This window comes from Rhodovulum marinum (assembly GCF_004343075.1).
GTDB classification, from domain to species: Bacteria; Pseudomonadota; Alphaproteobacteria; order Rhodobacterales; family Rhodobacteraceae; genus Rhodovulum; species Rhodovulum marinum.
Window position 1 is genome coordinate 161,671 of record NZ_SLXP01000002.1, and the last position, 14,443, is coordinate 176,113.

Genomic DNA, 14,443 nt, shown 5'->3' on the forward strand with positions numbered 1-14,443 from the left:
TCGGCGGGCGGTCCCGGCGCAAGTCGGCGCGAGACCCGCATCGAGGAGCGCGCCCATGTTCGAGACATTCGGCTTTGACACCCTGACCCCGCCGCAGGTGGCCCCCTTCTTCGGGCTGGGGCTGGGGCTGTTGTTCGGCATCCTGGCCGAGATCACCGGGTTCTGCTTTCGCCGCGCGGTGGCGGGGCCGGCCGGGGACCGCAAGCCCGCGCTGGGGATCTGGATGGCGGCGCTGGCCGCGGCGATCCTGGGCACACAGGGCGCGGTGGCGGCGGGGCTAATTTCCTTCGACGGGCACCGGTTCTGGGGCGCCGACCTGCCGGTGCTGGCGATCCTGGCCGGTGGGCTGATGTTCGGCGCGGGCATGGTGCTGACGCGGGGTTGCGTGTCGCGGCTGACGGTGCTGACCGGGTCGGGCAACCTGCGCGCGGCGCTGGTGCTGGTGGTCTTTGCCGTGGTGGCGCATGCGACGCTGAAGGGCGTGCTGGCGCCGGTACGGGTGGCGGCGGGTCAGGTCACGCTGCCGGTGGGAGAATGGGGCATCGCCGCCCTGCCCGGCCACGCGGCCCTGTGGGCGCTGGTACTGGCGGCCGGCGCTGCGGCGCTCGCGTGCTGTTCGGGGGCGGCGCGGGGCAAGCTGGCGCTGGCGGCGCTTCTGGGCCTGTTGGTGCCGGCGGGCTGGGTCGGCACGGGGTTCGTTCTGTTCGACGAGTTCGACCCGATCGCGCTGGAAAGCCTGTCCTTTACCGCGCCCGCCGCCGACACGCTGTTCTGGTCGGTCGCCGCGAGCGCGATTCAGCCCGGCTTTGGCGTGGGGCTGATCGGCGGGGTGATCGCGGGGGCGCTGGTGGCCTCGCTGGCCGCGGGGCGGTTCCGCTGGCAAAGCTTTGACGGCCCCGCGCAGACCGGGCGTTACCTGGGCGGCGCGGCGCTCATGGGCGTGGGCGGCGTGCTGGCGGGGGGCTGCACCGTGGGCGCGGGGCTGGCGGGCATCCCGACGCTGGGCCTGTCGGCGATCCTGGCGCTGGGGGCCATCGCGGCGGGCGGGCGCGCGATGGAGGCTGCCCTCAGTGCTCCATCCCGCGGCGGATCGATCGCACCATCGCCCAGACACCCAGCACGACAAAGGGCGTAAGCAACGCGGTCAGCATCCCCTTGGAAACCGCAAGCGCCTCGGCCAGCGGATAGACCATGTAGGACACCAGGCTGACCGCGTAATAGCTGATCGCGACGACCGACAGCCCCTCGACCGTGCGCTGCAGGCGCAGCTGCAGATCGGCCCGCTTGTCCATGCTTTCGAGAAGCTTCTGGTTCTGGGCCGAGCGTTCCACGTCGACCTGGGTGCGCAACAGGTTCGCGGCGCGGACCGCGCGGCGGGTCATGCTGTCCAGCTGGGCCTCGGTGGATTTCACGGTGCGCATCGAGGGTTCGTAGCGGCGCATCATGAATTCGCGGAAGGTCTGCCGGTGGCCGAAACGTTCCTCGCGCAACACCTCGATGCGCTGGTTGACCAGCGCCTCGTAGGCCGAGGTGGCCGAGAAGCGGAACGCGGTCTGGGCCAGCAGGCTTTCCAGTTCCGCCGAAACCGCCAGAAGATTGCGCAGGGTCTCTTCGGGGATCCGGTGGCCCACCTTCATCTCGCCCACCAGTTCGGTCAGCTGCGGGTCGAGTTCCGCCAGCCGCGCCGACAGTTGCCGCGCGCGCGGCAGGCCCAGCATCGACATCGCCTTGTAGGTCTCGATCTCGGTCAGGCGCTGGACGATGCGGCCCACGCGGCGCTGCCCGGTGCCGGGGCGCGCGAAAACGGCGAAGCGCATGTGCCCTCCCGGGTCGATCCGGAAATCGGTCGCCATGATGCCCGCATCGTCCAGGATCGACGAGGCGCACAGGCTGTCGGCGACGAACCACTCGGCCAGAAGGTCGCCGATATCCTCGCGCCCCTCCTTCAGCTGCTCGACCCGGATCAGCGCCGAGGTCAGCCGCGAGCCGGGCGCCTTTTCCAGCCAGTCCTCGGGGAACACCTCCCAGGCGGCGGGGTCGAAGGGGCGCTCGGCCACGCCGGGGGCGAAGATCGTGTAGGTCACGAATTCCGCGTGGCTTTCCCACTTGATCTTGTAGCGGCCCATCGGCCCGAAGAAATGCGTGTCGCCGGGCTTGGGGTGCTGGGCGCCGAACCGGTCCAGAAGGTCCAGCAGATGCGTCCGGTCCGCGTCGCGGTCCCGGTTGATCGCATCGCGCGGCGGCTTGATCGCCAGGAACGCCGCGTGGCACGGCGTCTGAAGTTCGGGAAACGGGCGCGCATGCAGCTCGTTGGTGAGCATGTAGCGCAGCGGGTGGTCTTCGATCGGGGCCATGGGTGCGGCTTTCGCTGTCTCGGGCGTCTGATTTAGCTCTAGCGCATGACACCCGAATGTAAACGCGGCAGGGGCGCACTCCCCACGCGGGGCGCGCGCACACCGGCCGCCCCCGGGCGCCAATCCGCACGCAGTGCCAGAAGGCGTGCGCCGAAGGCGCTCCTTTCGATGCGCGGCCGGAACGCAAAACGCCCCGCCGGTCGGGCGGGGCGTTTCGTTGTCGGCGCGGGACGGCCTAGCGCATCTGCGCGAGCAGCTTTTCCAGGCTGTCCTTGGCGTCGCCATAGAACATCCGCGTGTTGTCCTTGTAGAACAGCGGGTTCTCGATGCCCGAATAGCCCGTGCCCTGGCCGCGTTTCGACACGAAGACCTGCTTGGCCTTCCACACTTCCAGCACCGGCATGCCGGCGATGGGCGAGTTCGGGTCATCCTGCGCGGCCGGGTTCACGATGTCGTTCGAGCCGATGACGATCACCACGTCGGTCGAGGGGAAATCGTCGTTGATCTCGTCCATCTCCAGCACGATGTCGTAGGGCACCTTGGCCTCGGCCAGCAGCACGTTCATGTGCCCGGGCAGGCGCCCGGCCACCGGGTGGATGGCGAAGCGCACGGTCTTGCCCTGCTTGCGCAGACGCTCGGTCAGCGCGGACACCGCGTTCTGCGCCTGGGCCACGGCCATGCCATAGCCCGGCACGATGATGACGCTGTCGGCGTCGTCCAGCGCCGCGGCCACACCGTCGGCATCGATGGCGATCATCTCGCCCTCGACCGCCGCCGCGGGGCCGCCGGTGCCGCCGAAGCCGCCCAGGATCACGCTGACGAACCGGCGGTTCATCGCCTTGCACATGATGTAGGACAGGATCGCCCCCGAAGAGCCGACCAGCGCGCCGACCACGATCAGCAGGTCATTGCCCAAGGAGAAGCCGATCGCCGCCGCGGCCCAGCCCGAGTAGGAGTTCAGCATCGAGACCACGACCGGCATGTCGGCGCCGCCGATGCCCATGATCAGGTGATAGCCGATGAACAGCGCGAGCAGCGTCATCAGGAACAGCGCGACGAAGCCGCCGCCCTGGAAGTACCACACCGCCAGCAGCAGAGAGCCCGCCGCGGCCGCCGCGTTCAGGATATGCCCGCCGGGCAGCTTTTTCGCGGCCGAGTTCACCTTGCCCGCCAGCTTGCCATAGGCGATCACCGAGCCGGTGAAGGTCACCGCCCCGATCCAGATGCCCAGCACCAGTTCGACGCGCAGGATGCCGATTTCCACCGGCGTCTTCTTGGCCAGAAGCGCGGCGAACCCCGACAGCGCCGATTTGGCGGTGTCGTCCATCGCCAGCACGCGGTTCAGTTCGAAATCGGCGTTGAAGCCGACGAACACCGCCGCAAGGCCGACCAGCGAGTGCATGATCGCCACAAGCTCGGGCATCTGGGTCATCTGCACCCGCGTGGCCAGCTGATAGCCGATCGCCGCGCCGCCCGCGATCATCACGAGCGACAGCACCCAAAGCCCCTGCCCCGGCCCGATCAGGGTCGCGACCACCGCAAGCGCCATGCCCACGATGCCGTACCAGATCGCGCGCTTGGCGCTTTCCTGTCCCGAAAGCCCGCCGAGAGCGAGGATGAAGAGAACCGCCGCGACCACGTAGGCCGCTGTGGTGAAACCGAAATCCATTGTCCCCACCCTTCTTTACGATTTCTGGAACATGGCGAGCATGCGCCGCGTCACGAGGAACCCGCCGAAGATGTTGATCCCGGCCATGAACACCGCGAGCGCGGCCAGCAGGATCACCAGCACCGAGCCGGACCCGATCTGCATCAAGGCGCCCAGGATGATGATCGACGAGATGGCGTTGGTGATCGCCATAAGCGGCGTGTGCAGCGAGTGCGACACGTTCCAGATCACCTGGAAGCCGACGAAGACCGCCAGCACGAACACGATGAAGTGCTGCATGAAGCTGGCGGGCGCCACCAGCCCCACGCCCAGAAGCAGCGCGCCGCCCGCGCCCAGCAGACCGACCTGGGTGATCGTCTGTTTCCGGAAGGCCGCGATTTCCTGCGCCCTTTTCTCTTCGGGCGTCAGTTCCTTGGGCTTTTCCTTCTTCGGCGCGGCCGCGATCGCCTTTACCTTGGGCGGCGGCGGCGGGAAGGTGATCTCGCCCTGGTAGGTGACGGTCGCGCCGCGGATCACGTCATCCTCCATGTTGTGCACGACATGGCCGTCCTTTTCGGGCGTCAGGTCGGTCATCATGTGGCGGATGTTGGTGGAATACAGCGTCGAGGATTGCGTCGCCATCCGGCTGGGGAAGTCGGTATAGCCGACGATGGTCACGCCGTTCTCGGTGACGATCTTCTTCTCGGGCACCGTGAGGTCGCAGTTGCCGCCCTTTTCGGCGGCGAGGTCCACGATCACCGAACCGGGCTTCATCGCCGCGACCATGTCCTCGGTCCACAGCTTGGGCGCCGGGCGGCCGGGGATCAGCGCGGTGGTGATGACGATGTCCATGTCGGGGGCCAGCTCGCGGAATTTCTCCAGCTGCTTTTCCCGGAATTCAGGCGAGGACGGTGCGGCGTACCCGCCCGTGGCGGCGCCGTCCTGGGTGGTGTCCTCGAAATCCAGGTAGACGAATTCGGCGCCCATGGATTCGATCTGTTCGGCCACCTCGGGGCGCACGTCGAAGGCCAGCGTGATCGCGCCCAGCGAGGTCGCGGTGCCGATGGCGGCAAGGCCGGCCACACCGGCGCCCACGACCAGCACCTTGGCCGGAGGCACCTTGCCGGCGGCGGTCACCTGGCCGGTGAAGAAGCGTCCGAAATTGTTGCCCGCCTCGATCACCGCGCGATAGCCGGCGATGTTGGCCATCGAGGACAGCGCGTCCATCTTCTGCGCGCGGGAAATGCGCGGCACCATGTCCATGGCCAGGACGTTGGCGCCCTTTTCCTTGCATTTCTCCAGCAGCGCCTCGTTCTGGGCGGGCCAGAAGAAGCTGATCAGCGTCTGGCCGCGGCGCAGGTGGTCGGCCTCGGCCGCGGACGGTTCGCGGACCTTGACCACGATGTCTGCCGCCTGCCACAGCGCGGCGGCGGAATGCACGACCTCGACCCCGGCGGCCTCGTAGGCGGAATCGGCGAATCCCGCCTTTTCGCCCGCGCCGGTCTCGATCAGGCAGGTATAGCCCAGCTTTTGCAGCTGGGCCGCGCTGTCGGGGGTCATGGCCACGCGGGCCTCGCCCTCGAAAATCTCCTTCGGTGCGCCGATCTTCACGTTGTCTGTCCCCTCTTTCAGGCGACGGGGCCCCGGGGGCCCCGCGTCAGGTCGCAGTCTCTTACCACCGCGTAATTAAGTTTCACAAGCGGATCGCCAAGGATTCCGAAACGTAGCCTTTGGTCGTATCACAGCCAACGGCGCACGCGCGCGCAGTAGGCATCGAAGGCGGCGCCGAAATGCGCGCGGATCAGCGCCTCTTCGCGGCGGATGAATCGCCACTCGATCACCTTGATGAACACCGGCAGCAGGACCAGGCTGGGCAGCGCGTCCCAGATCAGGATCAGCCCCAGCAGGATCGCGGCGTCGGCCAGGTAGATCGGGTTGCGCGAAAACCGGTAAAGCCCTGTGGTTACAAGCTTGTCCGGGCGTTCGCGCGGGATCAGCGAGGTCCGCTCCAGCACGAAATGCAGCGCCGCCCAGCCCGACACGGCCAGCCCCGCGCCGACCAGCCCGGTGCCGATCGCGTCGCCCACACGCCCGGTGACGTCCAGCGGCAGGACGCGGGCCTGGAGCCAGGCCAGCCCCGCGAAAAGCGCCAGCCACACGGGCGGCAGTTCGACATAATGAAAGAGCCGTTTCATCGCACCTCTTCGCCTCTGCGGCGCCTCTGCAACAGTGTCGCGGTTTCGCGCCGTCGCGCGCTGGACGGGACGCGCCCGCGCGCCAGCGGGCGCCTTCCTTATGCCCGGGCGGGCGGCCCGATCAAGGACAGAACGCCCCTTGCGCGCGCCATGGCGGCCGGGCAAGGCTGGCGCGAAAAGGGAAGTGCGATGACCGATTTCGCCGCGACGCGCGCGCTGTTCGACCTGCCCGAGGGGGTGATCTACCTGGACGGCAATTCGCTGGGCCCGCTGCCCGGCGCCGCCGCCGACCGGGTGGCGCGCTGTGTCCGCGAGGAATGGGGCGCGATGCTGATCGGCGGCTGGAACGGCGCGGGATGGATGGCACAACCCGGTCGGCTGGGCGACCGGATCGGGCGTCTGGTGGGGGCCGAGCCGGGCAGCGTCGTGATCGGCGACACGCTGTCGATCAAGGTCTACCAAGCGCTGGCCGCGGCGCTGGAGATGCGGCCGGACAGGCGGGTCATTCTCAGCGATAGCGGGAACTTCCCGACCGATCTTTACATGGCCGAGGGGCTGATCGGGGCGCTGGGGCGCGGGCATGAACTGGTGACGGTCGCGCCCGAGGCGGTGGAGGACCGGATCGGCCCGGACGTGGCGGTGCTGATGCTGACCGAGGTCGATTACCGCACCGGGCGGCGCCACGACATGGCCCGGCTGACACGCGCGGCCCACGAGGCGGGCGCGCTGACGGTCTGGGACCTGGCGCATTCGGCGGGGGCGATTCCGGTGGACCTGGCCGGCGCGGGGGCCGATTTCGCGGCCGGCTGCACCTATAAATACCTCAATGCTGGCCCCGGCGCGCCGGCCTTTGTCTATGTCGCCCCGCGCCACCAGGCCGCCGCGCGCCCGGCCCTGTCGGGCTGGCTGGGCCATGCCGCGCCGTTTGCGTTCGAACCGGCCTACCGGCCCGGCGAGGGCATCGCGCGGATGCGGGTGGGCACGCCGCCGGTGCTGCAGATGGCCGCGCTGGAGGCCGCGCTGGATATCTGGGAGGGCGTCGACATGGCGGCGTTGCGGGCGCGGTCGGTCGCGTTGTCGGAGCTGTTCATCGCCGAGGTCGAGGCGCGCTGTCCGGACCTGGCGCTGGCCTCGCCGCGCGACCCGGACCTGCGCGGCAGCCAGGTGTCGTTCCGGTTCGCCGAAGGCTACGCGGCGATGCAGGCGCTGATCGCGCGCGGCGTGATCGGCGATTTCCGCGCGCCCGACATCATGCGCTTCGGCATCGCGCCGCTTTACATCGGCGAGGACGAGATCCGGCGCGCGGCCGAGATCCTGGGCCAGGTGATGGAGGATCGGCTGTGGGACGACCCCGCCTACCGTATCCGCGCCGCCGTGACCTGAGCCTGCGCCGGGCGCGCCCCGGCGACGGCGCGGCCGCCCATGCGGTGTTCTTCGCGGCGGTGCATGGCGGCACCGCGGCCGCCTATGGCCCCGAGGAACGCGCCGCCTGGGCGCCCTCGGCCACGCCCGCCCCCGGCTGGGAGGAGCGCCTGCTGGCCTGCACCACGATCCTGGCCGAGGAACGCGGCCGGGTGATCGGATTCATGGCGCTGGCCGGGGACGGCCATGTGGACCTGGCCTATGTCGCCCCCGACCGGATGGGGCGCGGCGTGGGCGCGGCGCTGCACGGGGCGATCGTCGAGGCGGCGCGGGCGGCCGGGCTGGACCTGCTGACGACCGAGGCCAGCCTGATCGCCCGGCCCTTCTTCGCGCGGCACGGCTGGCGCCAGACCGCGCGCCAAAGCGTGATCCGCAATGGCGTCGCGCTGACGAATTTCCGAATGGAACTGGTCCTTTAGGGCGAGCGCCGCGCGGCGAAAGCCGCAGTTTCGCCACGATCCGGCCAAGCACCTGCCAGCTTTACCTTTCATTAACCTTAACGGGCCGCGGAAAAGCGCCGCGGCCCGCCCCGGCGTCCGGCTGCCAACGGGTGCGGGGCCGAGCAGTGAAACGGTCCGCGTGAAAGACCCTCGGCGACCAGAAAGGTCCGCGGGAGGCAGGTATGGCAAGTTACGTTGTCGGGTTCTATTCGACCGATCCGGGCGGGCTGATCCCCACGACGGTCGGCGGCCGGTTCACCTGGACGGGGCCGGCCGCCTTCGACGGCAGCGCCACGATCACCGACATGGAAACCGGCGCCCAGGGCAGGACGCTGGACGACGATTCGGCCGGTGGCGAGACCGCGCGCGCGACGGTCGCGGTGGGCGGCGCCGTCTCGGCCGACACCACGGTCGATGCCGAGATCGTCTGGACGGTGCGCGATACCGTCACCGGGATTGTCTTTCAGATCGCGGAATTCGATGTCGAGGGCGGCGCGGCGGCGGGGGATTACACGCTGTCGGAACGGCCCCTGGTGCCGGGGCGCAGCTATGAGGTGATGGGCTACGAGTCGAATCCCGACGTCGCGGGCGGCGATGCGGGTTTCGACTACCTGGACTTCGCCGATGCCATGGCCGAGCCGGCGCGGGTGATCGACGGTGGCGCCGGGGCGGACGTGATCGACGCGGCCTATGCGGGCGACCCCGAGGGCGACGGCGTCGATGACGGCACCGGCACGGGCCCGGGCGGCATGGGCGACGTGATCGACGCGCGCGGCGGAGACGATCGCGTGTCCGCCGGGGCGGGCGACGACACCGTCCATGGCGGCGCGGGGGCGGACACGATTGCGGGCGGCGCGGGCGACGACACGATCCATGGCGATGGTCCGGCCGCCACCGCCGCCACGGAAATGCTGTCCTGGGCCGAGGCAGGCGCGGCCGGGACGGATGTCGCGGGCGGGTTCACCGCCGATACCGGCGACATGCGGGTCGCGGTCTCGTTCAGCGGGGGGCCGACGCTGGATTACGTCCAGTTGTCGGGCGATCCGCAATACGTCGCCGCGGGCGAAAGCTTTGGCGGCAATTCCAGCGTGCTGCTGGCCAGTTGGGGCAGCACCGGCGGGGTGGCGACGCTGGCCATGGATTTCACGGCCGAGACCGGCGCGGGGCTGGCCGACGCGGTCGAGAACGTGCGGTTCCGCATCAACGACCTGGACTGGCAGCCGAACGATCACCGCGACCAGGTGACGGTCAGCGCCTGGGACGCGGAAGGCAACCCCGTCGCGGTCACGCTGACCGCGGGCGGCGGCGACACGGTCGATGGCGCCACCGTCACCGCGGACGACGCGCAGGATGCCACCGACGCGGTGGGCGGCTCGGTGCTGGTCGAGATCGCGGGGCCGGTCGCCCGGATCGAGGTGCAATACGCCAACGTGGGCACCGGCGCCTCGGGCGTGTGGATCGGCGACGTGGAATTCGACACGCTGCCGATCGCGGGCGGGGACGACGTGATCGAGGGCGGCGCGGGCGACGACCTGCTGTATGGCGAGGCGGGTGCCGACACGTTCCTGTACGGCGACGGGTTCGGCGCGGACAGGGTCGAGGGCGGCGCCGGGGCCGACACGCTGGATTTCCACGCGCTGTCCAGCGCGATCACGGGCGCCTTTTCGGGCGACGGGGCGGGCAGCCTGGGCGACGGGGCGAACGCGGTCGCCTTTTCCGAGATCGAGGCCGTCACCCTGACCGGGCAGGATGACAGCGTGGACGCCTCGGCCACCGGGGCGGGGGTCACGCTGACGGGGCTGGGCGGCGACGACAGGCTGACCGGGGGCGCGGGCGACGACGTGCTGACCGGCGACGGGGTCTCGGCGGCGGCGGGGGCATGGGCGTGGCGGGGATACGATTACGATTTCTCCTCGGCGGACGGGCAGGCCTTCGTGATCGAGGCGGGCACGTTGACCGGGCAAGGCACGACCGACGGGTTCGACGTGGCCGCCCTGATCCACGAGGCGCGCGGCACGGGCGGCGACCCGGACGATTTCGGGGTGATCCTGACCTCGACCCTGACGCCGACCGAAAGCGGCGCCTTCACCTTCAGCCTGACCTCGGATGACGGGTCGACGCTGCAGGTCTTCGACGCGGACGGCGCGCCGGTCAGCGTGCTGAACGAGGGCGGCGCGGCGCTGGACTACCTGGACAACGACTATCACCAGGCCGCGACCACGCGCAGCGGCACCGTCACCCTGACCGCGGGCGAAACCTATACGGTCGAGGTGCGGTATTGGGAGAACGCGGGCGGCAACACGCTGGCGGGCACGGTGACATGGCCCTCGGGGACGGTGGAATCGCTGGAGAGTTCAGCCCTGCTGGCCCCGGTGGAGGCGGCGGGCGACGACGTGCTTACGGGCGGCGCGGGGCGCGACCTGATGGCGGGGGGCGCGGGCGACGACACCCTGGTGGTGGCCGAGGGCGACACCGCCACGGGCGGCGATGGCGACGATACGTTCCTGGTGGCCGATTACGGCGAGGCGGGCGCGGGCACCATCGCGATCGACGGCGGCGAGGGCGACGAGGTCACGGGCGACGTTCTGGACTTCCGGGGCCTGCTGGAGAAGGGGTCGATCACCTATTCCAACCCGGGCGACGCCGCGGGCGGGCTGTCGGGTGCGGCGCGGCTGATCGACGGGACGGTGGTGAATTTCGCCGGGATCGAGCAGATTATCTGTTTCACGCCCGGCACGCGCATCCGCACGCCGCTGGGCGAACGCCCGGTCGAAACACTGGCCGCGGGCGACATGGTTATCACCGCCGACCGGGGCGCGCAACCGCTGCGCTGGGTCGGGCGGCGCACGGTCGGGGCAACCGGCCGGTTCGCCCCGATCCGGATCAGCGCGGGGCTGTTCGACAATGCCCGCGACCTGGTCGTCTCGCCCCAGCACCGCATCCTGTACGAAGGCTACCGCGCGCAGCTTCTGTTTGGGCATCACCAGGTGCTGGTGCCCGCGAAACACCTGGTCGATCACCACGAGGTGCTGGAGGAAGAGGGCGGCGAGGTGACCTATATCCACCTGCTGTTCGACCACCACGAGATCGTCTTTGCCGAGGGCGCGCGCACCGAAAGCTTTCACCCCGGCCATGTCGGGCTGGACGCGATCCTGGCGCCCGCGCGCGAGGAGCTGTTCGCGGTCTTTCCCGAGCTGCGCGCCGAACCCCGCGCCTTCGGCCCGACCTCGCGGCCCTGCCTCAAGCGGTTCGAGGCGCGGATGCTGACCACGGGGCATTGACCGGCGCGACGCGCTGGCCATCGGCGCGCGGCTGCGGCAGGGTTGGGGGCAAGTACCGCCCCGCCGCCGCCAAGGGGGCCCCGCCATGACCGATACCATTCCCGGCCCCCTGATCGCCCGGGCCATGGGCCGCACGGACCCGGCCGAGGACCTGGCCCTGGCCGGTTTCGCCGCGCTTTACCTGGAATTCCTGCGCGCCACGATGGAGGCGGACGACCCCGCCGCGCATCCGCTGGTCTGGACTTATGCGCTGTTCTCGGAGCTGGCCGAGGGGGCGCCCGCGCTGGCCTTCGACGCATTTCTCGCCTGTCTGGCCCGGTGCGAAACCGCCGAGGAGGTGGCCTTTCTCGCCGCCGGGCCGCTGGAGGACCTGATCGCCGGGAACGGCGCGGCGGTGATCGGCCGGATCGAGGCGGAGGCCGCGGAAAACCCGCGGATGCGCTTTGCGCTGTCGGGGGTCTGGCCGCCGGACGGGGGGCCGGCGCTGTTGTGGGCGCGGGTCAGGGCCGCGCGCGGCAGCGGGCCGGATATCGACCGCGGCGACCCCCTGCCCGCCTGACGCCCCGGCGCCCTTGATTTCACGCCGCGCTGCGGCGACATCTGGAGGGGGCGTGGCCGCAAGCCGTGCCCCCCGAAACCGCCGGCGGCCCGGCGCAAGGCGGGACATCCGCGCGCGATGAGCTCTGACGACGACCACTGGATCATCTCGTCCCTGCTGGAAGACCTTGGCGCGCTTGCCCTGTCGCGCGACCGGGTCAGCGTGGCCGACGTGATCGAGGCGATGGGCTCGCGCGGGTTCGGGCCGTTGTTGATGATGCTGTCGGCCTTCCTGATCCTGCCGGTGGGCATGGTGCCCGGCATGCCCGCGGTCGTCGCGGTGTTCCTGATCCTGATCGGCGGGCGGATGATGACCGGCGAGACGACGCTTTGGATCCCCGCGCGCCTGGGCCGGGTCACGTTCTCGGGGCACCTGCTGGCGGTATCGGTCGCGCGCGCGCAACCCGCCGCGCTGTGGCTGCGCCCGCTGGTGGCCCCGCGCCTGGCCATCCTGGTCGACAGCCTGGTGATGAGCCGCCTCGTCGCCCTGATCCTGATGGTGACGGGGGCGGTGATCTTCGTGGCGGGGTTCATCCCCGGCCTGCCCTTCGTTCTGTCGTTGCACGTGCTGGTGCTGGGGCTGGCGCTGTCCACCCGCGACGGGCTGATCGCGCTGGCGGGTTATGCACTGCTCTTGCCCGAGGTCCTGTTCATCTGGTCGGTCTTCCTTTGACCGGCGCGGCCATCGGCCACCCTGCGCCAACCTTGACGAAAACGCCCCCATGGCCTATGGACCGCACCACGAGAGACGAGACCGGCAATATGGCCGGTCGGGCCGCGCGGTTCAGAGCGGCCATTCCATGCCGCAACCACGCCAAGGACCTTCATGACCACATTCGCCGATCTGGGGCTGGACCCCAAGGTGCTTTCCGCCGTTACCGACGCGGGCTATACCGAACCCACACCGATCCAGGCCGGGGCCATCCCGCCCGCGCTGGCCGGGCGTGACGTGCTGGGGATCGCCCAGACCGGCACCGGCAAGACCGCCAGTTTCGTGCTGCCGATGATCACGCTGCTGGGCCGGGGACGTGCGCGCGCCCGGATGCCGCGCAGCCTGGTCCTGGCCCCCACGCGGGAACTGGCCGCCCAGGTGGCCGCGAATTTCGACACCTATGCCAAGAACACCAAGCTGACGAAGGCTTTGTTGATCGGGGGCGTGTCGTTCAAGGAACAGGACGCGCTGATCGACAAGGGCGTGGATGTGCTGATCGCCACCCCCGGCCGCCTGCTGGACCATTTCGAGCGCGGCAAGCTGCTCTTGACCGGTGTGCAGATCATGGTGGTGGACGAGGCCGACCGGATGCTGGACATGGGGTTCATCCCCGATATCGAGCGCATCTTCCAGCTGACGCCCTTCACCCGCCAGACGCTGTTCTTCAGCGCCACCATGGCGCCCGAGATCGAGCGGGTGACCAACACCTTCCTGTCGGCCCCGGAAAAGATCGAGGTCGCGCGCCGCGCCACCACCGCCGAAAGCATCGAGCAGGGCGTGGTGAAATACACCGCCACCCGCAAGGACCGCCAGGCCAGCGAGAAACGCGCGCTGCTGCGCGCGCTGATCGACGGCGAGGGCGAGAAGTGCAAGAACGCGATCATCTTCTGCAATCGCAAGACCGAGGTCGACATCGTCGCCAAGTCGCTGAAGAAATACGGCTATGACGCGGCGCCGATCCATGGCGACCTGGACCAGTCGCAGCGCACGCGCACGCTGGCCGCGTTCCGCGACGGATCGCTGCGGTTCCTCATCGCCTCCGACGTGGCCGCGCGGGGGCTGGACATTCCCGACGTGTCCCACGTGTTCAACTATGACGTGCCCTCCCACGCCGAGGATTACGTCCACCGGATCGGCCGGACCGGGCGCGCGGGCAAGCTGGGCAAGGCGCTGACGATCTGCGTGCCGCATGACGAAAAGTGGCTGGCCGCGATCGAGGACCTGGTCGAAAAGGAAATCCCCCGCGTCGAAAGCCCGCTGAAAGGCGGCGCCAAGGCGCGGCGCGACCGGGACGTGCAGGACGACGCGGCACCGGCCAAGGAGGCCCCCGCCGCCCCCGCGCCGCGGCCCCGCGACACCGCGGCCGACCCCGCCCCGACCGCCCCCCGCACGCCGCGGGATCGCGACCGGGACCGGGACCGGGACCGGGGCGGGCGCAATCGGCGCGGCGGCAAATCGGGCCGCGACGACGCGGTGGTCGGCATGGGCGATCACATGCCCGCCTTCCTGACCCGCTCGTTCAAGCCGAAACCGGATCCCGAGACCACCGAGGAAACCGCCGACTGAACCGGCCCTTTCAGCGGGCCTGTACGGTCGCGCCGGCGGGCATGCGTTCGCGGGCCCCAGCGCCGCGTCGGGCGTGCCATGCCCCGGGGGTCCGGGGGCAGCGCCCCCGGCGGGTCGCCCCGGCTTGCCGGGGCGAAACGGCAGCCACAATCGCCCCGCCCGCTCACAGCCCCGCATCTGCCCATGGATCGCCCGGCCTTGCGCAACCGCAGGCCGGGGTGAACCCGT

At 70.2% G+C, this 14,443-nt stretch carries 11 protein-coding genes; 7 read left to right on the top strand and 4 right to left on the bottom strand.

Translation table 11 applies throughout. The features are described from left to right. The first annotated feature begins 55 nt into the window (after window positions 1-55). A complete protein-coding gene (locus tag EV662_RS03875) occupies window positions 56-1,135 on the top strand; it encodes a YeeE/YedE family protein (protein ID WP_132460831.1) in 1,080 nt (359 codons plus the stop codon). Here EV662_RS03875 and EV662_RS03880 read toward each other — a convergent pair. The 4 genes from EV662_RS03880 to EV662_RS03895 all read right to left on the bottom strand — a co-directional run bounded on the left by EV662_RS03880 (window position 1,068) and on the right by EV662_RS03895 (window position 6,197). Then, window positions 1,068-2,354: a DUF3422 family protein gene (locus EV662_RS03880; RefSeq protein ID WP_132460832.1), complete on the bottom strand. Its 1,287-nt coding sequence runs from the start codon at window positions 2,352-2,354 to the stop codon at window positions 1,068-1,070. The two genes, EV662_RS03875 and EV662_RS03880, sit on opposite strands and share 68 nt — an antisense overlap. Window positions 2,355-2,589: 235 nt before the next feature. Then, window positions 2,590-4,023, bottom strand: coding sequence for an NAD(P)(+) transhydrogenase (Re/Si-specific) subunit beta (locus EV662_RS03885; protein WP_132460833.1), 1,434 nt, complete (start codon window positions 4,021-4,023; stop codon window positions 2,590-2,592). A 15-nt stretch (window positions 4,024-4,038) separates the two neighbouring features. Continuing rightward, window positions 4,039-5,613: a Re/Si-specific NAD(P)(+) transhydrogenase subunit alpha gene (locus EV662_RS03890; RefSeq protein WP_132460834.1), complete on the bottom strand. Its 1,575-nt coding sequence runs from the start codon at window positions 5,611-5,613 to the stop codon at window positions 4,039-4,041. A gap of 128 nt (window positions 5,614-5,741) precedes the next feature. Next, on the bottom strand, window positions 5,742-6,197 hold the full coding sequence (locus EV662_RS03895; RefSeq protein WP_132460835.1) for a methyltransferase family protein: 456 nt from the start codon (window positions 6,195-6,197) through the stop codon (window positions 5,742-5,744). 189 nt (window positions 6,198-6,386) lie between these two features. Between EV662_RS03895 and kynU the strand changes: the two genes are divergently transcribed. From kynU to EV662_RS03925, 6 genes are all read left to right on the top strand, one after another. Further along, window positions 6,387-7,580 (top strand): kynureninase, encoded by a 1,194-nt coding sequence (kynU, locus tag EV662_RS03900; RefSeq protein ID WP_132460836.1) that lies wholly within the window; start codon window positions 6,387-6,389, stop codon window positions 7,578-7,580. Further along, window positions 7,538-8,038 carry a GNAT family N-acetyltransferase gene (locus EV662_RS03905; protein ID WP_132460837.1) on the top strand — a complete coding sequence of 167 codons (501 nt, stop codon included), beginning with the start codon at window positions 7,538-7,540 and terminating at the stop codon, window positions 8,036-8,038. Before kynU ends, EV662_RS03905 begins: the two co-directional genes overlap by 43 nt. 203 nt (window positions 8,039-8,241) lie before the next feature. Then, a complete protein-coding gene (locus EV662_RS03910; protein ID WP_132460838.1) occupies window positions 8,242-11,340 on the top strand; it encodes a Hint domain-containing protein in 3,099 nt (1,032 codons plus the stop codon). An 85-nt stretch (window positions 11,341-11,425) separates the two neighbouring features. Beyond that, on the top strand, window positions 11,426-11,899 hold the full coding sequence (locus tag EV662_RS03915) for a DUF6869 domain-containing protein (protein WP_132460839.1): 474 nt from the start codon (window positions 11,426-11,428) through the stop codon (window positions 11,897-11,899). Between the two features lie 117 nt (window positions 11,900-12,016). Beyond that, a complete protein-coding gene (locus tag EV662_RS03920; RefSeq protein ID WP_132460840.1) occupies window positions 12,017-12,610 on the top strand; it encodes an exopolysaccharide biosynthesis protein in 594 nt (197 codons plus the stop codon). 153 nt (window positions 12,611-12,763) lie between these two features. Then, window positions 12,764-14,215 carry a DEAD/DEAH box helicase gene (locus tag EV662_RS03925; protein ID WP_132460841.1) on the top strand — a complete coding sequence of 484 codons (1,452 nt, stop codon included), beginning with the start codon at window positions 12,764-12,766 and terminating at the stop codon, window positions 14,213-14,215. The last annotated feature ends 228 nt before the right edge of the window (window positions 14,216-14,443 follow it).